This is a genomic window from Luteitalea sp. TBR-22, from assembly GCF_016865485.1.
GTDB lineage: Bacteria > Acidobacteriota > Vicinamibacteria > Vicinamibacterales > Vicinamibacteraceae > Luteitalea.
The window spans coordinates 3,420,587-3,444,170 of sequence record NZ_AP024452.1; the positions used below are offsets into that span (position 1 = coordinate 3,420,587).

Sequence of the window (23,584 nt, forward strand, 5' to 3'; positions counted from 1 at the left end):
CGTGCGTCTCGCGCCGTCGGTGTTGAGCGCCGACTTCGCCGCGCTCGGCGAAGACGTGCGGAAGGTGGCGGCGGCCGGCGCCGACTGGATTCACGTCGACGTGATGGACGGCCGCTTCGTGCCCAACATCAGCATCGGCCTGCCCGTCGTCGCGGCCCTGAAGCGGGTGTCGCCGGTGCCCCTCGACGTGCACCTGATGATCGTCGAGCCGGAAAGGTACGTGGATCAGTTCGTGGAGGCCGGCGCGGCGTCCCTCTCGGTACACGTGGAGGCCACCGACCACCTGCACCGGTTGGTGCATCGGATCCGGCAGCTGGGCGCTCGGCCGGGCGTGGCGATCAACCCGGCCACCTCCCTCGACACGCTCGCCGAGATCGCGCCCGACCTCGACATCGTCATCCTCATGTCGGTCAACCCGGGCTTTGGCGGGCAGGCGTTCATCGAGCGGAGCTACGACCGGCTGCGCCGGCTGCGCGACTTCCTGGATCGGGCGGGGAGCCAGGCCCTGATCACCGTCGACGGCGGGGTCGATCCCGGTCGGGCCGAAGCCGTGGTCGCCGCGGGAGGCGACGTGCTGGTGGCTGGCGCGGCCGTGTTCGCCGCCGCCGATCCCGCCGCGGCGATGGCCGACCTGCGGGCCGCCGGCACGCGTGGCTGGCAGGCGCGCGGCGCGCGATGAGCCGGGTGGCGGGCGCTGCCCGCATCCGCGTCCGCTATGCCGAGACCGACCAGATGGGGGTGGTCTACCACGGCAACTACTTCGCCTGGTTCGAGGTCGGCCGCGTCGAGCTGCTGCGACAGCTCGGCTGGAGCTACAAGGCTCTCGAAGCCGACGGCGTGAGCCTGCCCGTCATCGAGGCCACTTGCACGTACCTGCACCCGGCGCGGTACGATGACGAGTTGGAGATCCGGACGACGGGCCGCATGGCGAGCGCGCTTCGGGTCGAGTTCACCTATGAGCTGGTCCGGCTGGAGGACGCCCGCGTGCTGGCGACGGCCCGGACGATGCACGTACCCGTCAACCGCGACGGGCGGCCCTGCCGCCTGCCGGTGGCGTTGAGGGAGATCTTCTCGTGAGGGCACTCGTGACCGGCGCGGCGGGCTTCATCGGCTCGACGCTGACCGACCGCCTGCTGGCGCAGGGCGCCGACGTGGTCGGCATCGATTGCTTCACGGACTACTACCCGCGCGCGCTCAAGGAGACGAACCTTGCCGGGGCACGCCAGTCGGCGCGCTTCGAACTGGTCGAGGACGACCTGCTCGACACCGACCTGGCGGCCCTGCTCGACGGCGTCACCCACGTCTTCCACCTGGCCGCGCAGGCCGGCGTCCGCAAGAGCTGGGGCCGCGACTTCAGCGTCTACGTGAGCAACAACATCGCCGCGACGCAACGGCTGCTCGAGGAGTGCGCCGGCCGGCCGCTCGAGCGCTTCGTCTATGCCTCGACGTCTTCGGTGTACGGCGACGAGGCCCCGATCCCGATGCGGGAGGATCAGCGCTTGCAGCCGCTCTCCCCGTACGGGGTGTCGAAGCTGGCCGCCGAGCACCTCGGGCACCTGTACTTTGCCAACCATGGGCTGCCGTTCACGGCGTTGCGCTATTTCACCGTGTACGGCCCCCGCCAGCGGCCCGACATGGGGTTCCATCGCTTCCTCACGGCCGCCATGGCAGGCAAGCCGCTCACGCGCTTCGGCGACGGCGAGCAGACGCGGGATTTCACGTACGTGGCCGATGCGGTGACCGCCACGGTCGCGGCGGCCACCCTCGGCGCACCGGGCCGCGTGTACAACATCGGCGGCGGGTCGCGGGTGACCGTCAACCAGGTGTTCGAGATCATCGGGCGCCTCGTCGGGCGCGCCGTGGAGATCGACCAGCAGCCGCCCCAGAAGGGCGACATGCGCGACACGTACGCGGACACGAGCCGGGCGAGGGCCGACCTCGGCTTCGTCCCGTCGGTGACGCTCGAGCAGGGACTGACAGAAGAATACGCATGGCTACGGACCGAACGCGCATGACGATGGTGATGGCACGTCTCCGGCTGGCAGTGGTGCTCGGCCTCGCGGTGATGGCCGGCGCGTGCGCCACCAAGCGCGGCAACATCCCCACCGGGGTCACCGAGCCCGACAAGTACTTGTACGAGCAGGGCCAGGCCTCGATGACCGACCGCAAGTGGTTCACGGCCCGCGAGTACTTCCAGCAGTTGGTGGACGGCTACCCGCAGAGCCCGCTGCGCGCCGACGCCAAGCTGGGGCTCGGCGACGCGTACCTCAACGACGGCACCACCGAGGGCAAGCTGCGCGCCGAGCGCGAGTTCCAGGAGTTCCTGTCGTACTTCCCGACCCACCAGAAGGCCGACTACGCGCAGTTCAAGCTGGCGATGACGCACTTCGAGCAGATGCCGAAGGCCGAGCGCGACCAGACCGAGACCAGGGCGGCGCTGGAGCAGTTCGAGGCCTTCCGCACCCGCTACCCCAACAGCCCGTTGATGCCCGACGTCCAGGAAAAGGAACGGATCGCGCGCGACCGCCTCAGCGAGTCGATTTACAAGGTGGGCTACTTCTACCACCGGGCCCGCTGGTACCCCGGCGCCATCTCGCGCTTCCGCCAGGTCCTGCAGGAAGACCCGCAGTTCACCGGCCGCGACGCGGTGTACTACTACCTGGCCGAGGCCCTGGTGACCGTCAGGCTCGAGGCGGAGGCCCTCCCCTTGCTGGACAAGCTGGAGGAGGAATTCATCGAGAGCGAGTTCCTCGTCAAGGGCGCGGCGCTGCGGGAGCAGGTCAAGACGACGCTGGCGCAGCGTACGCCCGGCACCGAGGGCAGCCCGACGGCCGCCCCTGGAGCGCCCGCAGCCCCCGGAGCGTCGGGTGTGGTGACGCCGCCGGCCCAGGGCACCACCACGACGCCGGTGGTCAAGCCGGGCACGCCGCCGCCGGCCTCCGGCGTCGACGCCAAGCCCGTCCCTCGCGGGTAGGGCGCGGTCTCCGACCGCGCCGTCAGTCGTTCTTCAGCACCGCGCTGAAGCGTCGGTAGTAGTCCACCGCCGACCAGATCGCCAGCGCCAGCATCACCCACAGCGCGACGGTGCCCACCCAGTTCAAGGGGAACGGCACGCTCGGCGCCAACAGCAATCCGAGAATCGCGGTGACCTGCGCGGCCATCTTGCGCTTGCCGAGGTCGGAGGCCGGCATGGCGACGCCCCGCGCCGTGGCGACGCTGCGCAGCCCCGTCACCGCGAGCTCACGGCCGACCAGGATGGTGACCATCCAGGCCGGCGCGCGTTCGAGCTGCACGAGCGAGATGAGCGCGCCGAGCACGAGGAGCTTGTCGGCGAGCGGATCGAGCCACTGGCCCAGCGCCGTCACCTGGCGATTGCGCCTGGCGAGCCAGCCGTCGGCGAGGTCGGTCAGCGAGGCCAGGCCGAAGATCAGCGCCCCCAGCCAGTTGTGCCCCAGCCCGGTCCACTCCCAGCTGCGCGGAGGCGTGAGCATCACCACGACCAGGATCGGCACGAGCACGATCCGCACGGCCGAGAGGATGTTCGGGAGGTTCAGCATGGGCGGGCGGCGCCATTGTACCCGTCGGGCTGTGCGCCCCGATGCGTGCGGTATGATGTCGGGCTGACATGAAGGCCATCCTGCTGGCCGGAGGCAAGGGCACGCGCCTCCGTCCCCTCACGCTGAACACCCCCAAGCCCATCGTCCCGATCTTCAACCGGCCGTTCCTGATGTACCAGCTGGACCAGCTGCGTCGGGTGCCGGAGATCACCGAGGTGATCCTGAGCCTCAACTACCAGCCGAGGCGCATCGAGGAGACCTTCGGCGACGGCGAGGCGCTCGGGATCAAGATTTCTTACGCCGTGGAGCCGCAGCCGCTCGGCACCGGCGGGGCCATCAAGTTCTCGGCCCAGACGGTCCAGGACTCGGTCATCGTGCTCAACGGCGACGTGCTGCAGCAGATCGACCTGCAGGCCGTGATCGCGCGGCACCGCGAGCGCAAGGCGAAGGCGACGATCGTGCTGACGCCGGTGGACAACCCCAGCGCGTACGGCCTGGTGGAGACCGACGCCGAGGGCAACGTCAGGCGTTTCCTCGAGAAGCCGAAGGCCGACGAGATCACCTGCAACACGATCAACGCCGGCATCTACGTGCTCGAGCCAGAGACGCTCGATCGCATCCCGGCCAACGAGAACTACTCGATCGAGCGCCAGTACTTCCCGTCGCTGGTGGCCAACGGCGAGACGTTCGTGGCGTACGTCAACGACGGCTACTGGATCGACATCGGCACGCCCGAGAAGTACCGGCAGGTGCACCGCGACATCATGGACGGTCGCTACCAGGCTGCCCCGTTCCTCGATGCGCCGGGCGGCGTGGTGGACCTCGGCGCCCGCCTGGAAGACGACGTGCAGATCGAGGGGCCCTGCTTCCTCGACGAGGGCGTGGTGGTCAGGCGCGGCGCGCGCCTCGGCCCGTACGCGGTCCTCGGTCGCCAGTGCCAGGTGGACGACCAGGCGCAGGTGCGCGACTCGGTGGTGTGGGCCAACACGGTCGTGGGCGCCGAGTCGAGCCTCGACGGCGCGCTGGTCGGCCGCAACTGCCACGTCGGGCGCAACACCGTGCTGAGCGAGGGCCGGATGCTCGGCGATCGCAGCACCGTCACCGACTTCAGCAAGCTCTGACGCCCCGCCCCGGGGCTTTCGCGCGCCGGGCCCGCGGGTCCCGGCGCGCCGGGACAGTCGCATGGCAGACGTGAACGTCGTCAACCCCTCGATCTTCAAGGCCTACGACGTGCGGGGCCTCTATCCGTCGGAGGTCAACGAGACCGCCGCCCATGACATCGGCGGCGCGTTCGTGACCTACCTGAAGGCGAAGCGCATCGCGGTCACGCGCGACATGCGCACTTCGTCGCCCGGCCTGGCCGACGCGTTCATCGAGGGCGCGCGCCAGCAGGGCTGCGACGTCGTCGATTACGGAATGATGCCGACCGACGTGATGTACTTCGCGGTGTGCCGCGACGGGCTGGACGGCGGCGCGCAGATCACCGCGTCGCACAACCCGAAGGAATACAACGGCATCAAGCTCGTGGAGAAGGGCGCCAAGCCGCTCAGCGGCGAGCAGGGCCTCAAGGAAATCCGCGAGATGATCATGGCCCGCGAGCTGCCGCCGTCGACGCCGACGATCGGCGGCTACGAGCGCGGCGACGTGCTCGACGACTACCTCGCGCACATCTTCCGGTTCATCGACCCGTCGATCATCAAGCCGTTCAACTGCGTGCTCGACGCCGGCAGCGGCATGGGCGGGCTCGTCGGTCCGCGGATCTTCGCGCGGCTCCCCTGCCGGACGACGCACGTGGCGATGGAGGTGGACGGCACGTTCCCCCACCACGAGTCCAACCCGCTCATCGAGGAGAACCGCCGCACGGCCACCCGCACGGTGCTCGAGCAGAAGGCCGACATCGGCATCGCCTGGGACGGCGACGCTGACCGCTGCTTCTTCATCGACGGGACCGGCGAGTTCGTGTCGGGCGACTTCGTCACCGCGCTCCTCGCCGAGGCGTTCCTGCTGAAGTTCCCGGGCGAGAAGATCATCTACGACGTCCGTGCCAGCTACGCCGTGAAGGACATCGTCGGGCAGTACGGCGGGACGGCGATCATGAGCCGCGTGGGTCATGCGTTCATCAAGCAGCGCATGCGCGCCGAGAACGCGATCTTCGGCGGCGAGGTCACGGGGCACTACTACTTCCGCGACAACTTCTACGCCGACAACGGCTTCATTCCGGTGCTGTTGATCCTGGAGCTGATGTCGCGCAAGGGCAAGACGTTGGCCGAGCTGCTCGCGCCGCTGCGCGAGAAGTACTTCATCTCCGGCGAGATCAACACGAAGCTGGCGACGATGGAACTGGCCGACGAGAAGATCGCGCTGCTCGGCGAGAAGTACAAGGACGCCCACGTGTACCACCTGGACGGCGTGTCGGTGGAGTACCCGGACTGGCACTTCAACGTGCGCAAGTCCAACACCGAGCCGCTGCTCCGCCTCAACCTCGAGGGCGTGACGCAGGCGATCATGGAGCAGCGTCGCGACGAGATCCTGGGCATCATCAGGGGCTGACATCCGCCGGCAGTGGGCAGTCGGCGGGTCGGCAGTCGACGGCCGCTCGCAGCTGCCGCCTCCGACTCCCGACTCCCGACTCCCGACTCCCGACTCCCGACTCCCGACTGCCGACTGCCGACTGCCGACTGCCGAGCCTAGACACATGAGGGCCCGCCCACGGCTGCTGCCAGGGCGGGCCCTTTCCCGTTCCCCACGCCTACTTGCAGGTCGCCGCGATCATCTTGACGTTGGTCACGCGGAGCATTCCGGCCATGTCGCCCTGACCGGCCATGCCGGACATCGAGCCCATGGACGACGTGCTGCCGGTCGTGCTGCCCGTCGTGGTGCCGCTCGTGCTGCCCGTGCCGCCGGCCGCGCCGCTGCCCGTGCTGCCGCTACCCGACGTGCCCTGACCGGTGTAGCCCGAGCTGCCGCTGCCCGCGCCCGCCGCGCCGCTGCCGGTCGTGCCGGAGCTGCCCGTCGTGCCCGAGCCCGAGTGGAGACCCATGGTGCCGTGGCCGGTCAACGTGCCGGTCACCTCGATCTGGTGGCCGACGTGGGCCGCCAGGTTGGTCGAGCCATCGGCCATCAGGTGGTACATGCGCCCGCCCTGCTGCCCGGCGGCCGAACGCGCGTCGGATTGCCCGCCGGTCGCGCTCGGCATGCCGGTGCGCGAGCTGCCCGAGCCATCGGTCACGCGGAGCACGTACATGCCGCCGCTGGCCGCCGCGCCCGAGGCGCCGTAGTTGGCCTGGCCGGCCTGGCCGGTCTGGCTGGTGGCGCCCTGCGTCCCGGACGACGTCGTGCCGCTCGAGCCGGTGGTGCCGCTGCTCCCGGTGCTGGTGCTGCCGGTGGTGCTGCTCCCGGTGGACCCGGTCGAGCCGGTGGCTCCGGTCGACCCGGTGCTGCCGGTGCTGCCGTAGGTGGACGTGCCGCTGCTGGTCGAGGCGCCCGCGCCGCCGCCGGCCTGCAGACAGCCCTGCACGGTGATCTTCTGCCCCGCTTGCTGCGACGACGAGGTAGCCGAGGTGCTCGACGAGCCGGCCTGCTGGGCCGCCGCCGTCATGCTCGCCGCCACGGTGAACATCGTCACCCACTGGAATGTGCGCTTCATTGCTTCGTTCCTCCGTCTTGCCCGGTTGACGCTCCGACTCACGCGAGGCGTGGCCGGGGTGCGGTTCACGGCGAGCCCGTGCCCGCCTCATGCCATCAAGGAGAGGCAAGAAGCGGACCGCGTCTGGAATCGACCGGCAAGGGAAAACAGCGAAGAAACGGCAGAAAACCTGTAGCTCGGGCCTACAGGCGCGTTCAAAGCGACACAGGCGGGCGCGCAACCCGGCCTTGCGGTGGCGTCAGGTATCAGCCGCCGGGATGGCCCGGCCCGGCTCGACCGCGAGATGGCGGCGTGCCCGGACCGGAGCACGCCGCTCATCGGCAACCCGCCTCAGTTGCCGCAGGGCGCGACGTTGCGCCACTGCATCACGGTGTCGTTCCACGACTGGACGCCAGAGCTTCCATAGGTCAGCGTCAGCTGACGGTTCGGGAGCTCGGCACACGAGTCGTCCTTCTCGGTGTACTCCCAGGTGCCGAGCGTGTACTTGTACTCCAGCGCCGTCCCTTCCGTGCCCGTGAGGGTGATCCGCCATGTGGTGGCGTTCAGGCGCGACAGCACCACACCGCCGGGGTTCCATTCCGGCAGCCCGCCGTCGAGCCGATTGAGGGAGCCGGCGATGTACACCTGCCGACCGGTGGCCTCGGTGGTCGAGGGAACGGTGACCGTGAATGTGACGGTCACCGTCCGCGCCTGGGCCTTCGCGGCGACCTCGGCAGACATGGCCGAGCGGTTGAACGACAGGTCGACCGCACGAAGCACGTAGTAGAAGGTCGCCCCGGCAGTGACCGCCGTATCCGTGTAGCTCGTGGCGCCGGCCACCAGGGCCACCGGCACATACGGTCCACCGCTGGTGGACGCCCGCAGGATCTCGTAACCGTACAGCGACGGATCAGCTGGTCCCATCGACCATGCGAGGCTGATGCTCGAGGCGGTGGCCCCACCACGCTCACGCCTGCCGGCGTGGCCGGCGCCGTCGTGTCGCTACTCGCCTGGACGGTGAGCTTCCCTGCCGACGCCGGTGCGTAGCCGTTGCCCGTACCGTCGAGGTCGGCGTAGATCCACTCGCCGCCATTCGTGGTGCTGTAGCGATAGGCGTAATCGAACGCCCCGGTCGCCTCGGGCAACAGGCTCGCCACGAACTCGTCGTTGTTGCCCGCATCGGTGTGGAAGGCGGCATCCACCCACGTCCACGCGCCGGCCGCGGGATCACTCCCCGAGGGGCCGTATCCGAGTTGTGCCCGCAGCGACGGCGTGGGGCCGGGCTGGTTGGTCACGCCGTCGATCCAGGCCTGCCCGTACACACTGGACGTGCGGGTCACGGCACTGATCGTGTGCGTGATCGTCGGCGGCCACTGCAGGTTGGCCCACCCGATCGACAGGCGCGGCATGGCACGCACCTCGTTGGACGAGGCCCCCTCGTTGCCCACCTCGTCGAGGGTGCGGACCACGTAGTAGTACGGCGTGCCGTTGCGAAGCCCGGTATCGGTGAACGTCGTCGTACCCAGGGCAGTCGACACCGGGGTGAAGCCGCCGCCACTCACCGGACTGCGATGGACGACGTACGCCGCCGCCCCAGGCACGGCACTCCAGGCGAGGGAGACGCGGCCGTCCTGCTCGGCAGTGACACGGAGGTCCGTGGCGGGCGGGGGCGGCGTCAGGTCGATCGCTCCCGTGAGCAGCAGCAGCGCGCCCTGCGCGGGCACGTCGACCGTGAGCGCCAGGCCCTCGACCGACACCGTGGCCCCCGGCGCCGCGCCGACGCCATGCGCGACGTGGAAGGAGGTGCCTTCCGGCACGAACCCGCTCATCGGCACCGCGAACGTCCATGGCGTGTCGCCGCGGTTGATCAGCAACGCTGCCGCGTGCGCGTCGGTGCGACGCCCGAGTGCCACGAGATCGTTGGCGTCATCGGCGAGCAGCGTGCGCAGGTCGCCGGCGATCAGGGCCGCGGACTGCCGGCGGACGGCGATGAGGGATTGGTAGTGTCCGAACAGGTCGAGGTCGGGCGTGCCGCCGAGATCCGGCCACGGGTACGTGCGCCGATCATCGGGATCGTCGTCGCCGGTCACGCCCACCTCGTCGCCGTAGTACACGGTCGGCGCCCCCGGCATGAAGAACTGGATCATGGACGCCAGCGCGAAGTTCCGCTTCCCCACCGCGAGATTGGCCGGGTTCCATTCCTTGTCGGCGGCCGTTTCCGCACCCGGCGTCAGCGTCCAGAGCGCGCGTTCGGTGTCGTGGCTATCCAGCAGGTTCATCAGCGCGAAGTACGACGCGGTGGGATAGTTCTCGCGGATGGACTCGAGCCGTGCCGCGAACTCCGACGGCAGCAGCCGCCGCCCGCTGTCCGGGAACCCCTTGGCATCGAACGGTTGCGGCGCGAGCAACCCGAGCACGGCGTCGCGCAGCCGATAGTTCATCGTGGCATCGGCCGTGTCGCCGCGCAGGTGCCGCAGCAGCACCGAGTCCTTCTGCCAGAGCTCGCCGATGATGAGCGCGTCCGCTCGGGTGTCCTTCACGGCGCTGCGAAACGCTTCCCAGTAGCCCGCCGGGAACGACGTGTCGCCCATGACGTCGAGGCGCCAGCCGGCGGCGCCCTGTCGCAGCCACTGGCGAGCCACGCTGCCCTGCCCTGTCAGGAAGAAGGCGTGCACGGCCGGCACGGACTTGTTCAGCACCGGCAGGCTGTCGAAGCCGAACCAGCCGGCGTAAGCGGTGTCGTTGCCTCCCGGAGACGACGGCGCGCACGGGCCGGGTTCGCTCGCCGGCCTGAAGTAGAACCAGGGACGGAAGGGAGAGGCGCCGGATTCGCAGGCGCCGACCCTCTGGTAGCGCCGGTACCGGTCGAACCAGGATCCGTCGGACGACACGTGATTGAAGACGCCGTCGAGCAGCAGCCGCATGCCGCGCTGCTGGGTGCGCTTGACGAGGTTCTCCCAGTCCTTGGCCGTGCCAAGGGCCGGGTCGATGCGCAGGTAGTCCTGCGTGTCGTAGCCGTGGTTGGACGCGGCGTCGAAGATCGGGTTGAGGTAGAGCGTGTTCACGCCGAGGGCCTGCAGGTACTCGACCTGCTGGTCGATCCCGCGGAGATCGCCGCCGAAGTAGTCGCGCCCGCGCGGCATCTCGACCAGCGGACTCCAGCTCGGCGGCGCGGGATCGAAACGCCACGGGCAGTTGGTCGCGGCATCGGCGTAGTTCCGGCAGTAGCCTTCGGGCAGGGTCTGCCAGTCGAGCGCGAGCACCGGATCGGCGTAGCGCGCGCTTCCGGTGCGCAGGTCGTTGTTGGCGCGCCCGTTGCGGAAGCGGTCCGGGAAGATCTGGTAGATGACCGCACCGGGCGCCCAACTCGGGACGGTGAATCCGGGCACGTGGAACAACAGCGCGTAGCTGTAGTCCAGGATGTCGTCGCTCACAATCCCGCGTCCGCCATCGAGCGACGGATGGTCGGCGTAGTAGGCCGTGTCGGTGCCGTCGGACACGATGAAGCGGTACCAGAGGGTCTCGGGCTGCCCCCGCTGGACGGTCGCCTCCCACAAGTCGCACCCGGGACTGCTGGTGGACGATGGCGAGCAGGGCACGTCGCTGGCGACCACCTGCATGGGCAGCACCTGTTCGGCGCCGGCATCGGTGTCGTAGACCCGCAGCGTGACCGCTGTCACGTCGGCGTGGTAGGTGCGGAAGCGGAGGGTGACGCGAGTTCCGGCCGGCACGGCGCCGCCCGGGGATCGATACAGGGTGTCGCGCGAGTCGTGCAGCAGGCCGTCCCACTGCACGGTGTTGTCGGGTAGGGGCGCCCCGCCGCTCACCGTCAGCACGTGCGTGACCGAGTCGTACGAGAAGATCGCGACGCCACTGGCGCCCACCGTGAAGGCGACGTTCGCGCCGTTGAGGGCGCCACCCGCGCCGTAGTTCTCGTCCCAGCCCTCGTTGATGGCGACCTTTGCTTCGTACGCCCCGGCCGGCACGCCCGTGGCGGTGAAGGTGTAGGTGCCGTCGCCCTCGGGGTCCTGCAGCCACGACCGCAGGCATCCCGGGTCCCAGTCAGAGCCGCAGCCCAGCTCGGACTGGTGGCTGCCGGCCACGACGGCGATCACGCTGGTGCGATTGGTCGTGACCCAGTGCGACTTGTGGTCGTAGTAGAACTTCACGCTCGCGGCGCTGGCGAGCGGGAGCTGGATGTTCGCGCCGCCGGGCCCGCCGTAGCTCTCGTCCCAGGAGCCGTTCAGTGCCGCCTTGAACTCGTGGGCGCCCGCAGGCACCGTGAACGTCCCCTGCCACACGTCGTCGCCGGCGTCGTACGTCAGGGCGGTGACGGCGCATTCGGGCTGCCAGTCACCCGGGCATCCCAGCTCCGACTGGAGGTTGCCGGCGATGGTCACCGAGGTGGGCGCCGGACTCCCCGCGAGGAGGGGCGGAGCCAGACGTACGGCGGCCAGCAGGCCGCACACGAGGACAGCGACGGTCGTTCGGTCTCTCCGGGCGGGGTCAAGCGTGCTCGCCTCGAGCGAGTGGCCCGGGAGCGGGCGGCCGGGGCGGGTTCGGCGGCGTGGGATGCCCCGGGGCCAGGGCGAGCCGCGCCGGTTGACTTCTGCGGAGTTCCGGGGACAATACTGAAGGTTCCCGCGCGTGCGGGCTTAGCATAGTGGTAATGCTCTGGCTTCCCAAGCCAGCTAGACGGGTTCGATTCCCGTAGCCCGCTCCACCAACCCACGCTGCATCAACGACCTACAGCTTGCCAACCGGGCTGTTCCCCGATTTCTCCATCGCGAACGGATCAGTCAGCAGGCGGATCGCAGGCTCACGTCCGCCCTCGGCCAGGTGCATTGTCGTGGACGTGGACATCTGACAGGGGTATCGCCGTGGCCGACGCCATCATCCTCCGCTTCTCCCACCCCGCCTTCCCGCCAGGGCGGGTGCAAGGGTTCTCCTTGATCTGGGCCTTCTACGTGAAGGGCTTCATCCCCGAGACGCATTGCCAGTGCTGCTTCAAGGGGCTCCGCGCGCCGAACTTCCACTCTCGCAATGCCTCCAGTGGCGTGGACATCATCCTCGACCTCCTGGACGTGTCACCGATCGTCTACATCTGCGGCGTGGCGATGGGACCGGAAGACCAGCGGAAGTACCGGAACCTCCATCTGCCTGTCCGGTACGAGGAGGGCTCGACGACGTCAGCGACGACGTACAACGGCTACACGGTCGAAGTGACGAACGCCAGGGCGCTGCCCATTCCTCCCGTGCCTGACGGCTACAACGGCCTGCCCCCGCACCACACGCGCTGCAAGAACTTCCAGTTCGGGTTGGCGACGTTCGGCACTCGGCAATCGGCGCCGAGAGCGTGACGAGGTTCGAGCAGCACGTGTGGGACGGGCCGAAGTCTGCGCCGCTCAGGAGGGCACCGATGGATGCCCGGGCGCTGCCTTGGCCGACGCCGCCCTGATCAACTCGGCAACGGCGTCAGGCGCTTCAAAGTTGGGTGCGTGCCCCACCCCTTCGATACGATGCAGTCGCGCTCCCCGGATGCCCTCAACGAGCGCATCGGCGTGTACGGGCGGAGACGTTCTGTCCAGCGTGCCGACAACCACGGTGCAGGGCACCTGTACGACGCCCCTGGCCAGCAGATGCACGGCACCCGCCGCGGACGCAAGAGTGACGAGCCCTGCGACGAAGAGCGGCATGCATCCGCCTTTCGCAAGTGTTTCGGACCACGCTCCTCCGACCGACGGGAGCCCGCTCCACCCCTTCGCCGATTCCCGACACAGCAGCAGGACCGGCAGCGACGTTCAGCCGCCCGTGACCAACGCGTCGGGGATCTCGTGGCGCTCGCCCGACGGGAACGTGACGATCGTCGTGTCGCCCTTCCGCTCGACCGACATGGCCTCGCTGGCGTCCGACGCCGTCGGCTTGCCCTTCTCGAACAGGATGTTCCGGACGCCGGCCGTGCCGAGTTCGATCTCCACGGTGGCCGTGCCGTCACGGCCCCGACGAATCACGCCGGCCTTGCACGGCTTGGGCGTCTTGTCGGTGTCGTACGGATTGGCCACGCACGGGATCGAGGCTTCCGCGTGGCGATGCGTGCCCGGCACGAGCGCATCGGCCGACGAGGCGAGCGGACGCAACGGCGCGCCGGTCACGCCGATCGTCAGCGCATAGCTGGTGGCTGCCCCCCGACGGGCGATCGCCCTGATCAGGTAGACGCGCACCTTGTAGTCGCCGTCGGCAGGCAGGCGGCCCTTGTACGAGGCCGCGCCATCGGAGACGTACATGGCCGCGTCGGCGCTGCCCGGCGGCAGCACGTTGAACGAGGTCGACTTGTTGGTCGGCGCCAGGGTGACGGTGATCGTCTGGCCGGCCGCCGCCTTGACCACGTAGTCGATGGTCTCGTCACCCTTCAACTGCCCCTTGATCGCCGCCGACGAGGCGCCGGCCGCGAACGCGACCCGTTCGGCCTTTGGCGGGGGCGGCTGGGCAATGGCGGTCGAGGCCAGCGACAGGGCGCCGAGCGCCACGACCAGGCACGGACGGATGAGCAAGCGCATCCCCTGACTCTAGCGTTAGGGCGGCTACAGGCGAAAGCCGATTTCCGCCACGAGCCGTAACGGCAGAGAACGGCCGGGTGGGACACCCGGCCCTACCGGTGTGGAGTCTCGGCCCTGAGCCGCGAACGGGATGGGCCGCGTCGGCCCGCGGCCCGACGGTTGTGTCAGGACCTGAGCCCTGAGCCTTGAGCCCTCTTCTATCGCCGGGTGCGAGAGGTGCCACGGGCATCCCGGGGCCCGAACACCGCCACCGCAACTCCGGTGCCCCCCAGCAACAGCACGCCGCCGAGCCAGATGAGGACGGGCGCGAGGAACTCGATGCGCCGGTCCACGCGGGCGCGCATCGGCTGGCTCGCATCGTACCGGACCGGGACCGCCTCGCCGACCGCGTAGGGAGGGCGCCCGTAGCTCGACACGCTGCGAAAACGGACGCGTTGCCCATCCGGGGTCGTGAAGGCCACGACCAGGCGGTACCGCTGCTCCACTTTCTTGGCCTCGCGCACGTAGGACTCGTGCGCGACCACCTGGCCGGTCGTTCGCGCCGCCTGCAGCAGGAAGAAGCGGTCGGTCTCGGTGAGCCGCCAGCCGACGGCGAACAGCGCGATTGCCACCAGCACCAGCACCGTCCCGACGACACTCCGGCCACCTGCTGCCATCCGCGCAGCATAGCAAGGTGAGCCCCCGGGGCGGCGTCGCCGGCCGGGGTTGCCAACCAGGCCCGACCACGGCACGGCATGTGCAATGAATCAATGCGTTCAGGCAGCAGCAATTCACGCCGTCTCTTTCCGGCCGCGTCAAATCGAGACACATCCCCATTGGCGATGTTTACACTCCGCCAGACCGCTGGCCGTAATCCACAGCACTGTGTTCAAATTTTGAACACACCAAGGTTTCCCCTTGGCAAGGGTCGACTCGGCCCGGGAGCCCCGCATGACCGCACGTGACACCATGCCGGCCGCACGCATCCTGCATGTCGACGACCAGCCCGAGACCCACGAGTGGCTCAAGCTGGCCCTGGAACGCAAGCAATACGAGGTGACCGTCGCCACCGACGGGCAGTCGGCCCTGGCCTCCTTCACCACTCACCGGCCAGACGTCGTCCTGCTCGACCACGAGCTGCCTGACCAGAGCGGGCTCGAGGTGCTGCGCCAGCTGAAGACGGCCGATCCCATGGTCGAGGTCATCATGCTGACCGGCCACGGCAGCGTGTCGCTGGCCGTCGAGGCGATGCGCGAGGGCGCGTTCAACTTCGTCGAGAAGCCGGTGGAGTTCGCCGTCCTCGACGCCCTGCTCGACAAGGCCCTGGCGCACCGCCAACTGCACGCCGAGGCGACTCGCCTGCGCCTCAACGTCGAGCGCCGCGACGGCCTCGGACGCATTGTCGGCACCTCGCCGTCGATGCGCCGCCTGTTCGACCTCATCCAGCTGGTGGCGCCGACCGACGCGTCGGTCCTCATCCGCGGCGAGAACGGCACCGGCAAGGAGCTGGTCGCCGACGCGGTCCACGAGCGCAGTCCTCGCGCCAGCGGGCCGATCATCAAGATCAACTGCGGCGCCATTCCCGGCGAGCTCTTCGAGTCCGAGCTCTTCGGGCACAAGCGCGGCGCCTTCACGGGCGCTCTGGCCGACAAGCGGGGCCTGATCGAGTCGGCCGATCGCGGCACCCTGCTGCTCGACGAAATCGGCGAGATGCCCGCCAACGCGCAGGTCAAGCTGCTGCGCGTCCTGCAGGAGAAGCAGGTGCGCCGCCTCGGCGAGACGCGCATGACCACCCCGGACTTCCGCCTCATCTGTGCGACCAACGCGCGGCTCGAGACGTTGATGGCCGACAATCGCTTCCGCGAGGACCTCTACTTCCGGATCAACACCGTCGTCCTCGACATCCCGCCGCTGCGCGAACGCCGCGAGGACATCCCGGTGCTCGCCCAGTTGTTCCTGCAGCGCTACGCCGAGAAGTACGAGCGTGAGGTCGTGCGCTACCACCCGTCGGTGCTGCAGCGGCTCATGAAGCACGTGTGGCGCGGCAACGTCCGTGAACTCGAGCACGTGGTGGAGCACGCGGTGATCGTCGCGACGGGACGCGAGATCCAGCTGCGTCACCTGCCCGAGTCGTTCCGCTCCGGATCGACGGTCGACGACACCAGCCCGCTCTGCACCCTGGAGGACGTCGAACGCGCGGCCATCGTGCGGACGCTGGCCTACACGCGCGGCAACAAGCGCGCGGCGGCCGACATCCTCGGCGTCTATCGCCCCACCCTGTACGCGAAGATGCGCAAGTACGGCCTGATGGCGCCGCAGGAAGAAGCGGCCACGGCATGAACCTCCCCTCGCGACACCCTGCCGTCGACGAGACCTGCCAACGGATGCTCGACCACCTCGCCGCCATGGTGCGTGTGTGGACGCCGACGACGGGCGTCACCTACGTCAACCGCGCCTGGCGGACACTGACGGGCAGTTCGCTCGACGCCAACGTCGGGGAGGGCTGGCTGCGGTTCGTCCATCCCGACGACCGGGCCGGCCTCGCGACTTCCGCACCGGGCAGTGCCGTCGGTTATCGCCTGGTCACCGACGCGAGCGAGCCGGTGCCGGTCGTGGATACGAGCGCGGAATGGACGAGCGAGGACGGCGCCGTGCTCGGCGTCATCCACACGATCACGCCTCAACCCGCCGCCGCGCCCGCGACCATCGCGATGTCGAAGTGGGCGCACGAACTGCGCGGGCCCCTGAACGCGATTCTCGGCTGGTCCGACTTGCTGAGTGCGGGCGACGCGGGACCCGACGTCCTGGAGCGAGGGCTCAAGGCGATCGCCGCCAACGCGCGGCAACAGGCGGTGATCATCAAGCGGATGACCGAGTAGGCGCGGCGCTCGCGGGCACGTGGCATTCCGCTTGCTCCTGAGCGGCGGCATGAACCAGCGTGCCCACCCGTCTTTCAACAGACCCGAGGCGCTGCAGCGCGTCGTCGGCGAGTACCTCGAGATGCCCGGGCTGTCGCTCAGCGCGTCGCAAGCGGCCAGGCTGTGGCACCTCGATGCGCGGCAGTGCGAACAACTGCTCGAAGTGCTGGTCGATCGGCACTTCCTGCATCGCACGTCGCGCGGACTCTACGTCCGCCCCAGTCAGCACTGACCGCACCCAGCGCTCGGCGCCACCGGGATCGAAACGCCGCGGGGCGGGCTGTCCAGGCCCGCCCCGATTGTTGCCCGGCCCGACAGTGCGTCTCACCGCACTGCATGCAGGTCAGCCGCGGGCGGTACCTCCCCAACTGCTGCCCTCGGCCTCGTCAATCTCCTGGAGCCGACGCTCCACGTCGGCCCGCGACATCCCGTACCGCTCCTGGATGTGCCCGACGAACTTGTCGCGCTGCCCGTCGAACCGGTCGAGGTCGTCGTCGGTCAACTCGCCCCACGTCTCCTTGATGCGGGTGCGCAGCACCTTCCACTTCACCTCGGCAGTGGCGCGGTTCATGGCTGGCGCTCCGGCGCGCGGCGCACCGTCATCTGGTCGACCACCCGGTTCACGCCCTCGGTCTCGCGGGCGATGCGGAGCACGCGATCGCGCAGCTCGGGCGACGGCACGTCGCCGGTGATCGTGACGACGTTCTTCTTCACCTTCACGTCGACGTCCACGTTCTCGAGCGCGTCGTCGGCGTTGATCTTCCCGGCGATCTTGCTGGTGATCCAGGTCTCGTCGACCTTCTCGGGCGTCGCCGTCACCACGTCGCGGGTCTTCTTCGCGCCGGTCACCACGGCGTCCTTGGTCGCCTCGGCGGCGTCACCGATGGCACTACCCGTCTTCTCGAGCGCGTCCTCGGTCTTGTCACCCGCCTTGCGCGCCGTATCCTTCACGTCGCCCGCGAGCACCGATCCCTTGGTGCCCTCACTGGCCGACGTCCCGGCCGCCGTCATGCGAATGGCGATCTGGTTGTCGATGCTCGAGACGCCCTTGACGCCCTTGGCCAGGCGCTCGGCCGTCTGTCGCTGCGCGGCCGTGGCGACCTCGCCCTCGATCACCAGGCGCGTGCCGTCCATGCGCGCCTGCAGGTCCGCGTCGGCGAGCGTCTTGTCCGCCGACCAGCGCTGTTCGACCCGATCCGCGACGTCATCGCTGGCGTCGGCCGAAGCCCGTTGCGTTCCCTGCGCCTGCTGGATCACCGCCGCCGTGACGGCGCCACTGGCCATCGCTGGCGTGCCGGCGATCATGGCGGCCCCCAGCGCGAGGCCGAGGCACGGAATGAAGTTCCGACTCATCAGCTTCTCCTTTCGCGTCGGGCGGAGGCCCGACGAAACACGTGTCGAAAGGGAGAGCAAGGACCGGACCAGCGGCGGGAATGCCGCGCAGCCGGGCCCGACAGTCGAAATCAGGGCAGCGGCGCGGCAACTTCGCGCCGCGTGTACGCGGCGCATACACGCCGCGATCGTCAGCGCCTGTACGGGACCGCTTCAGCGCGAGCGATGAACGACTGCAGCGACTCGACCATGGCGCGCTGCGGCGTATTGACGTCGCCGCTGCGGTCCACCTTCTGGAGCGGGTCATCGTCGAGGTTGAACAGCTCGAACGGGGCGCGCGGGCGATGCTGGACCAGTGTCCACGCCCCACGCCGCATCGCGTACACGGCCTGGCCGCCGAGGCGCGGGCCTTCGCGGATGCTGAACAGCAGATCACGCGGAGCCCACGGCGCGCCTGCCAGGAGAGGCCGCAGGTCGCGCCCGGCGACGTCCGGGCCGAGCACGGCTTGCGCCACGCCCGCAATCGTCGGGGCGAGATCCATCGACTGGATGGGCGTGCCCTCGCTGCGTCCGGCGAACGCCGCGTGCGGCCATCGCACCACGGTCGGGATCCGCAGCCCGCCTTCGTGGAGCGTCGGCTTGCCGCCGCGCAGCCCGTTGTTGGTGGCGCCGGCCGGCACTTCCCCGCCGTTGTCGCTGGTGAAGATCACGAGCGTGTCGTCGAGCATCCGCTTGCGCTCGAGCGCCGCCACCACCTGGCCGATGCCGGCATCCATGTGCTCGACCAGGGCCAGCAACTTCGCTCGCGGCTCGGCAATCCCGGGGATGCGCGCGCGCACCTCGGCCAGCGATGCTGCCGTCGGCTGGATCGGCACGTGCGGGGCGTTGTAGGCCAGGTAGAGGAAGAGCGGCGAGCGGGGATCGTGCCGGTCCACGGCCTCGACCGCCCAGCGCGTGAACAGGTCGGTCGCGTGGCCCGCCGGGTCGATGGCGTCGCGGCCGTCGCGCATGTAGTTGATGCCGTGACGACGATGGGTGACGTAGTCGTCCATCATGTCGCCCAGGAAGCCCGTGAACGCGTCGAAGCCGCGATCCATCGGGTGGTCACCGGGCTCGAGCCCGAGGTGCCACTTCCCCACGGCGGCGGTGCGATAGCCGACCGCGCGCAGTGCCTCCGGCAGCAGGCGCAGGTCGCGCCGCAACGCCCCCCAGGAGTTGGCCGGGTCGGTGCGGATCACGCCGGGCACGCCGACCATCGGGGGGTGCTGGCCGGTCATCAGCGCGGCGCGGGTCGGCGAGCACACCGGCGCATTGGCGTACGCGCTGGTGAAGCGCACGCCCTCGCGACCCAGCCGATCGATCGACGGCGTCCGCACGTCGGTGGCGCCGTACGCGGAGACCTCGCCGATGCCGAGGTCGTCGGCGACGATCAGCAGGACGTGGGGGCGGGCCATGGCCGGCGACCGTCCGGACTGGCCCGAGGGGACGGCCAGGGCGAGCGTGGCCAGGACGACGGTGAGCGCGAGTCGGAGGCTGTGGCGTCGTCTCACGGCTGGGCAGGCTATCATGCGGCGTCCATGCCACGCGTGCTGGTGCTGTTCGCGCACCCTGCCTACGAGAAGTCCCGGGTGAACCGGCGGCTGGTCGAGGCGATTGCCGACCTCGACGAGATCACCGTCCACGACCTCTACGAGGCCTATCCCGACTTCCGGATCGACGTGGCGGCCGAGCAGGCGCGCCTGGTCGCGCACGACGTGATCGTGCTGCAGCACCCGTTCTACTGGTACAGCGCCCCGGCCCTGCTCAAGGAATACCTCGACCTGGTGCTCGAGCACGGCTTCGCGTACGGCTCGCAGGGCCACGCCCTCGACGGCAAGCTGCTGATGAATGCCACGACGACCGGCGGCGCCGAGTCGGCCTACCAGATCGGCGGGCGCAACCGCTTCACGATGCGGCAACTGCTCGCGCCGTTCGACCAGACCGCCTTCCTGTGCCGCATGACCTACCTGGCGCCCTTCGTCGTGCACGGGGCGCTGCGCATCGACGCCGAGGGTGGCCTCGACGTCGCGGAGCGACGGTACCGCGCACTGCTCGTCGCGCTCCGCGACGGCACGCTCGACCTCGCGCGCGCCGTCGAGGGCTCGCGCATCAACGACCTCGTCGCGGACGCGTGATGCACGACAACCTCCTCGCGCAGGCCTTCGTCTACCTCGCGGCCGCGGTGGCCGCGGTGCCGCTCGCCCGCCGCCTGGGCATGGGCGCGGTCCTCGGCTACCTCCTGGCCGGCATCGCCATCGGGCCGTTCGGCCTGCGCCTGGTGGCCGACGGCGCGGGCGATGTCCTGCACGTCGCCGAGTTCGGCGTCGTGATGATGCTGTTCCTGATCGGCCTCGAACTGCGTCCGGCGGCCCTCTGGCGGATGCGGGGCGCGGTCGTCGGCCTCGGCGGGGGGCAGATCGTCGCGACCGCGGCGCTGGGCTGCGCGGCGGGCGTCGCGCTGGGCGTGCCCTGGCGCATGGCGCTGGCCGTCGGCGTGATCATCGCGATGTCGTCGACGGCCATCGTGCTCCAGAGCCTCGCCGAGACGGGCCGCCTGCGCACCGACGCCGGCCAGCGCATCTTCGCCATCCTGCTCTCGCAGGACATCGCGGTGATTCCGATCCTGGCGGTCCTGCCGCTGCTGGCCACCTCGCCGCCCCCAGCGGCGGCCGAGATGCACGGCGTGGGCGCGCTGCCAGGGTGGCAACAGGCGATCGTCGTGCTCGGCGCCGTCGCCGCGATCGTCGCGGGCGGGCGCTACCTGCTGCGTCCCGTGTTCCGGGCGATCGCGCGAACGGGCCTGCGCGAGATCTTCACGGCCACGGCGCTGTTGCTCGTGGTGGGGATCGCACTGCTGATGCAGGCGGTGGGGCTGAGCCCGGCGCTGGGCACCTTCCTCGCGGGCGTGGTGCTCGCCGACAGCGAGTACCGGCACGAGCTCGAGGGCGACATCGAGCCCTTCAAGGGCCTGCTGCTCGGCCTCTTCTTCATCTCGGTCGGCGCCGGCATCGACTTCCGGCTGGTCGCGGCCGCCCCGGGATCGCTGGGCGCGCTGGTGTTGGGGATCATGGGGCTCAAGGCGCTGGTCCTGGTGCTGGTCGCGCGCCGGGCGGGCAGCGTCATGGCCGATGCGCTGTTCATCGCTGCCGCGCTCTGCCAGGTGGGCGAGTTCGCCTTCGTGCTCCTCGGCATGGCGCGCGGCGCGGGCGTGTTGCCCGACCAGCAGGCCGGACAACTGGTCGCCGCCGTCGCGCTGTCGATGCTCGCCACCCCGCTCCTGCTGCTCGCCCATGCACGCCTGGTCGAACCGCGACTGGCCGGGGCGGCCCCGACGCGCGAGGCCGACGCCATCCCAGACGAAGACACGCCGGTGATCGTCGCGGGTTTCGGCCGGGTCGGCAGCACGCTCGGCCGGCTCCTGCGCGCGAGCGGCGTCGGCACCACCGTGCTCGACCTCGACGGCGACCGGATCGAGGTGCTGCGACGCCTCGGCCTCGAGGCCTACTACGGTGACGCCACCCGCCTCGAACTGCTGCAGGCGGCCGGGGCGGCCCGGGCGCGCATCCTCGTGGTGGCGGTCGACGACTTTGCGGTCACCGAGCGGCTCGTCGAGGTGGCGCGCCGACATTTCCCGCACCTGCGGTTGATCGTCCGGGTGCCGGATCGGCCCGAGGCGTACGCGCTGCTGCGCGACGGCGTGTCGGAGGTGCACCGGGAGACCGTCGGCACCGCGTGCGACATGGGGTACGCGACGTTGCGTGCGCTCGGCCATCGCGCGTTCCAGGCCCGGCGTGCCGTCCAGGCGTTCCGCGACCACGACGAGCAGGGCGTGCGCGCGCTCGCCGACAAGTGGGGCGACGACCGCTCGTACTTCTCCGCGGCCCGCGCCAGGATCGCCGAGTCGGCCCAGCTGCTTGCCTCACTGGACTTCGTGGATCGACACTTCGATCTCGCGTGGGACAACACGACACTGCGCGACGAGGCGCTTGGCCGCCCGTCTGCGGCCACCACGCCCGAACCACCGTCGACCGATTCCGTCGAGGAGTGACCCATGCTGCAGATGCTCGTGATGCTGGCGATGTTGACGGTCCCCCAGGCCAAGGCGCCTGCCGCGCCGCAGGTGCCCGAGGGCTGGCAGGTGCGCGTGGACGGCGGGGACCACGGCACGGCCGACGCGAGCGGTGTCTCCTTTGTCACCATGCCGCCGGGTTGGCACGTGACGACCGGACCGGCGGCCATCCTCTACCGGCCCGCCGGCAAGGCGACCGGCGCCTACACCGTGCGCAGCGAGATCTTCCAGTTCGATCCCGGGACGCGTCGCGAGGGCTACGGCCTGCTGATCGGGGGCAAGGCGCTCGACACGCCGCAGCAGGCCTACACGTACTTCCTGATTCGCCGCTCCGGTGAGTTCCTGATCAAGCGGCGCACCGGCGGCACGACCGCCACCGTCAAGGACTGGACGCCGAGTCCAGCGATCGTGAAGTTCGACGACCGCAAGGCGGGACAGCAGTCGGTCAAGAACGCACTCGAGGTCCGCGTCGCTGCCGACACCACCGCTTTCCTCGTCAACGGCACCGAAGTCGCGCGGGTGCCCACAAAGGAACTCGACACCGATGGCGTCGTCGGCCTCCGCGTCAACCACCAACTCAACCTGCACGTGAGCCTGCTCGAGGTGAAGTGACGGCCGCGGTCGGCGCGAGGGCGCGCGGTATCATTTCCTGATGGCCGCTCGCCCGCCGTTCCGCTATCGCCTTGCCGCGATCGACATCGACGACACGCTGGTCGGCCCCGACAAGCAGATCAGCCCGGCCAACCGGGAGGCCATCGACCGCCTGCGCGCCGCCGGCTGTCGCGTGATCCTTGCCTCCGGGCGGGAGCACCACAGCATGGCCATCTACCAGCAGCGGCTCGGGCTCGACGACTACGTGGTGTCGAGCCAGGGCGCACTCGTCGTGCATCCGAGCACGGGCCACCAGCTCTGGCGCCGGCCGGTCGATGCGGCACTTGCCGCGCAGCTGCTGGCGCGCGGGCGTGCTGAAGGCTTCGACGTGCTGCTGGCCACCGACGAGGGGTTCGTGGCGGCGCCGACCAGCCCGTGGGTCGTGCACAACTTCGCCGAACGCGACGGCACGCTCCGGATCGAGCCACGCGATCTCGACGAGGAGGTACGGCACGCGCCGCTGAAGGTCCTGTGGTTCGGCGAGACCGACGCGGTGCACGCCTGGGCGGCGACGATGGCGGCCGAGCTCGGCGCCGACGCGGAAGTCGTGATCACCACCAGGCACCTGCTGGAGTTCAACGCCCCCGATGCCACCAAGGCGACCGGTGTGGCCGCCGTCGCCCGCCACTACGGCGTCGCGCGCGAGGACGTCCTGACGTTCGGCGACAGCCACAACGACGTGCCCATGTTGCGATGGGCCGGGCTGGGCGTCGCCATGCCCCACGCGCTGCCGGAGGCGCACGCAGCCGCCGACCTCGTCGCCCCGGACGCCGACCCGGAGGACGCCCTGGCCGTGGCCATCGACGTGCTGTTGGCCGAGCACAGCCCGCACCCGGCCGGCTGCCTCTGAAGCCGGC

Annotated in this window: 24 protein-coding genes and 1 tRNA gene; 15 read left to right on the forward strand and 10 right to left on the reverse strand. The window is 70.0% G+C overall.

Features of this window, described 5'->3' with window-relative positions; all coding sequences use genetic code 11:
• Position 1: 1 nt before the first annotated feature.
• From rpe to TBR22_RS14170, 4 genes are read left to right on the forward strand one after another with little or no spacing between them, the layout of a single operon-like run.
• Complete coding sequence (gene rpe / locus TBR22_RS14155; RefSeq protein ID WP_370651529.1) at positions 2 to 679, forward strand: ribulose-phosphate 3-epimerase; 678 nt, start codon at positions 2 to 4, stop codon at positions 677 to 679.
• Positions 676 to 1,077 (forward strand): thioesterase family protein, encoded by a 402-nt coding sequence (locus TBR22_RS14160; RefSeq protein WP_239488491.1) that lies wholly within the window; start codon positions 676 to 678, stop codon positions 1,075 to 1,077. Before rpe ends, TBR22_RS14160 begins: the two co-directional genes overlap by 4 nt.
• Positions 1,074 to 2,015 carry an NAD-dependent epimerase/dehydratase family protein gene (locus TBR22_RS14165; protein ID WP_239488492.1) on the forward strand — a complete coding sequence of 314 codons (942 nt, stop codon included), beginning with the start codon at positions 1,074 to 1,076 and terminating at the stop codon, positions 2,013 to 2,015. Before TBR22_RS14160 ends, TBR22_RS14165 begins: the two co-directional genes overlap by 4 nt.
• The gene (locus TBR22_RS14170) at positions 1,991 to 2,974 is read left to right on the forward strand and encodes an outer membrane protein assembly factor BamD (protein WP_239488493.1); all 984 of its coding nucleotides are present in this window, start codon (positions 1,991 to 1,993) and stop codon (positions 2,972 to 2,974) included. The genes TBR22_RS14165 and TBR22_RS14170 overlap by 25 nt, the downstream gene beginning before the upstream one ends.
• Positions 2,975 to 2,996: 22 nt before the next feature.
• On the opposite strand, the gene pgsA is transcribed toward TBR22_RS14170, so the two are convergent.
• Positions 2,997 to 3,557, reverse strand: coding sequence for a CDP-diacylglycerol--glycerol-3-phosphate 3-phosphatidyltransferase (gene pgsA / locus TBR22_RS14175; protein ID WP_239488494.1), 561 nt, complete (start codon positions 3,555 to 3,557; stop codon positions 2,997 to 2,999).
• Between the two features lie 68 nt (positions 3,558 to 3,625).
• On the opposite strand from pgsA, the gene TBR22_RS14180 reads away from it, so the two are divergent.
• Both TBR22_RS14180 and TBR22_RS14185 read left to right on the forward strand, forming a co-directional pair.
• Positions 3,626 to 4,678 (forward strand): sugar phosphate nucleotidyltransferase, encoded by a 1,053-nt coding sequence (locus TBR22_RS14180; RefSeq protein WP_239488495.1) that lies wholly within the window; start codon positions 3,626 to 3,628, stop codon positions 4,676 to 4,678.
• Positions 4,679 to 4,739: 61 nt separating this feature from the next.
• Positions 4,740 to 6,107, forward strand: a complete 1,368-nt coding sequence (locus TBR22_RS14185) for a phosphomannomutase/phosphoglucomutase (RefSeq protein WP_239488496.1) — start codon at positions 4,740 to 4,742, stop codon at positions 6,105 to 6,107.
• Positions 6,108 to 6,306: 199 nt separating this feature from the next.
• Here TBR22_RS14185 and TBR22_RS14190 read toward each other — a convergent pair whose 3' ends face one another.
• The 3 genes from TBR22_RS14190 to TBR22_RS14200 form a co-directional block, all read right to left on the reverse strand.
• The gene (locus TBR22_RS14190) at positions 6,307 to 7,203 is read right to left on the reverse strand and encodes a hypothetical protein (RefSeq protein ID WP_239488497.1); all 897 of its coding nucleotides are present in this window, start codon (positions 7,201 to 7,203) and stop codon (positions 6,307 to 6,309) included.
• Between the two features lie 330 nt (positions 7,204 to 7,533).
• Complete coding sequence (locus TBR22_RS14195) at positions 7,534 to 7,884, reverse strand: CBM20 domain-containing protein (protein WP_239488498.1); 351 nt, start codon at positions 7,882 to 7,884, stop codon at positions 7,534 to 7,536.
• Positions 7,881 to 11,582, reverse strand: coding sequence for an alpha-amylase family glycosyl hydrolase (locus TBR22_RS14200; protein WP_239488499.1), 3,702 nt, complete (start codon positions 11,580 to 11,582; stop codon positions 7,881 to 7,883). The genes TBR22_RS14195 and TBR22_RS14200 overlap by 4 nt, the downstream gene beginning before the upstream one ends.
• 249 nt (positions 11,583 to 11,831) lie before the next feature.
• Here TBR22_RS14200 and TBR22_RS14205 point away from each other — a divergent pair.
• Together TBR22_RS14205 and TBR22_RS14210 are read left to right on the forward strand one after the other, a co-directional pair.
• A tRNA-Gly gene (locus tag TBR22_RS14205) sits at positions 11,832 to 11,905 on the forward strand.
• Positions 11,906 to 12,062: 157 nt separating this feature from the next.
• Complete coding sequence (locus tag TBR22_RS14210; protein WP_239488500.1) at positions 12,063 to 12,542, forward strand: hypothetical protein; 480 nt, start codon at positions 12,063 to 12,065, stop codon at positions 12,540 to 12,542.
• 45 nt (positions 12,543 to 12,587) lie between these two features.
• Here the strand turns inward: TBR22_RS14210 and TBR22_RS26935 are convergent, their stop codons facing one another.
• The 3 genes from TBR22_RS26935 to TBR22_RS14220 all read right to left on the reverse strand — a co-directional run bounded on the left by TBR22_RS26935 (position 12,588) and on the right by TBR22_RS14220 (position 14,395).
• Positions 12,588 to 12,878 carry an alpha/beta fold hydrolase gene (locus TBR22_RS26935; protein WP_370651344.1) on the reverse strand — a complete coding sequence of 97 codons (291 nt, stop codon included), beginning with the start codon at positions 12,876 to 12,878 and terminating at the stop codon, positions 12,588 to 12,590.
• A 105-nt stretch (positions 12,879 to 12,983) separates the two neighbouring features.
• Positions 12,984 to 13,739, reverse strand: a complete 756-nt coding sequence (locus TBR22_RS14215) for a hypothetical protein (protein WP_239488501.1) — start codon at positions 13,737 to 13,739, stop codon at positions 12,984 to 12,986.
• Positions 13,740 to 13,936: 197 nt separating this feature from the next.
• Positions 13,937 to 14,395, reverse strand: a complete 459-nt coding sequence (locus TBR22_RS14220) for a DUF3592 domain-containing protein (protein WP_239488502.1) — start codon at positions 14,393 to 14,395, stop codon at positions 13,937 to 13,939.
• Positions 14,396 to 14,669: 274 nt separating this feature from the next.
• Here TBR22_RS14220 and TBR22_RS14225 point away from each other — a divergent pair, with 274 nt between their 5' ends.
• From TBR22_RS14225 to TBR22_RS14235, 3 genes are read left to right on the forward strand one after another with little or no spacing between them, the layout of a single operon-like run.
• Positions 14,670 to 16,058, forward strand: a complete 1,389-nt coding sequence (locus TBR22_RS14225; protein ID WP_239488503.1) for a sigma-54 dependent transcriptional regulator — start codon at positions 14,670 to 14,672, stop codon at positions 16,056 to 16,058.
• Complete coding sequence (locus tag TBR22_RS14230; protein ID WP_239488504.1) at positions 16,055 to 16,597, forward strand: PAS domain-containing protein; 543 nt, start codon at positions 16,055 to 16,057, stop codon at positions 16,595 to 16,597. The genes TBR22_RS14225 and TBR22_RS14230 overlap by 4 nt, the downstream gene beginning before the upstream one ends.
• Positions 16,598 to 16,646: 49 nt before the next feature.
• Entirely contained in the window at positions 16,647 to 16,868 is a 222-nt protein-coding gene (locus tag TBR22_RS14235; RefSeq protein ID WP_239488505.1) for a hypothetical protein, read from the forward strand.
• 111 nt (positions 16,869 to 16,979) lie between these two features.
• Here TBR22_RS14235 and TBR22_RS14240 read toward each other — a convergent pair whose 3' ends face one another.
• From TBR22_RS14240 to TBR22_RS14250, 3 genes are all read right to left on the reverse strand, one after another.
• Entirely contained in the window at positions 16,980 to 17,207 is a 228-nt protein-coding gene (locus TBR22_RS14240; RefSeq protein WP_239488506.1) for a CsbD family protein, read from the reverse strand.
• Positions 17,204 to 17,989 carry a BON domain-containing protein gene (locus TBR22_RS14245; protein ID WP_239488507.1) on the reverse strand — a complete coding sequence of 262 codons (786 nt, stop codon included), beginning with the start codon at positions 17,987 to 17,989 and terminating at the stop codon, positions 17,204 to 17,206. Before TBR22_RS14245 ends, TBR22_RS14240 begins: the two co-directional genes overlap by 4 nt.
• Positions 17,990 to 18,159: 170 nt before the next feature.
• A complete protein-coding gene (locus TBR22_RS14250) occupies positions 18,160 to 19,518 on the reverse strand; it encodes a sulfatase (protein WP_239488508.1) in 1,359 nt (452 codons plus the stop codon).
• 27 nt (positions 19,519 to 19,545) lie between these two features.
• On the opposite strand from TBR22_RS14250, the gene TBR22_RS14255 reads away from it, so the two are divergent.
• The 4 genes from TBR22_RS14255 to TBR22_RS14270 are packed head-to-tail and all read left to right on the forward strand — an operon-like array spanning position 19,546 to position 23,577.
• Entirely contained in the window at positions 19,546 to 20,142 is a 597-nt protein-coding gene (locus tag TBR22_RS14255) for an NAD(P)H-dependent oxidoreductase (RefSeq protein ID WP_239488509.1), read from the forward strand.
• Positions 20,142 to 22,055 (forward strand): monovalent cation:proton antiporter-2 (CPA2) family protein, encoded by a 1,914-nt coding sequence (locus TBR22_RS14260; protein WP_239488510.1) that lies wholly within the window; start codon positions 20,142 to 20,144, stop codon positions 22,053 to 22,055. Before TBR22_RS14255 ends, TBR22_RS14260 begins: the two co-directional genes overlap by 1 nt.
• Positions 22,056 to 22,058: 3 nt before the next feature.
• On the forward strand, positions 22,059 to 22,688 hold the full coding sequence (locus TBR22_RS14265; protein ID WP_239488511.1) for a hypothetical protein: 630 nt from the start codon (positions 22,059 to 22,061) through the stop codon (positions 22,686 to 22,688).
• 40 nt (positions 22,689 to 22,728) lie between these two features.
• Positions 22,729 to 23,577 (forward strand): Cof-type HAD-IIB family hydrolase, encoded by an 849-nt coding sequence (locus TBR22_RS14270; protein ID WP_239488512.1) that lies wholly within the window; start codon positions 22,729 to 22,731, stop codon positions 23,575 to 23,577.
• Positions 23,578 to 23,584 lie beyond the last annotated feature (7 nt).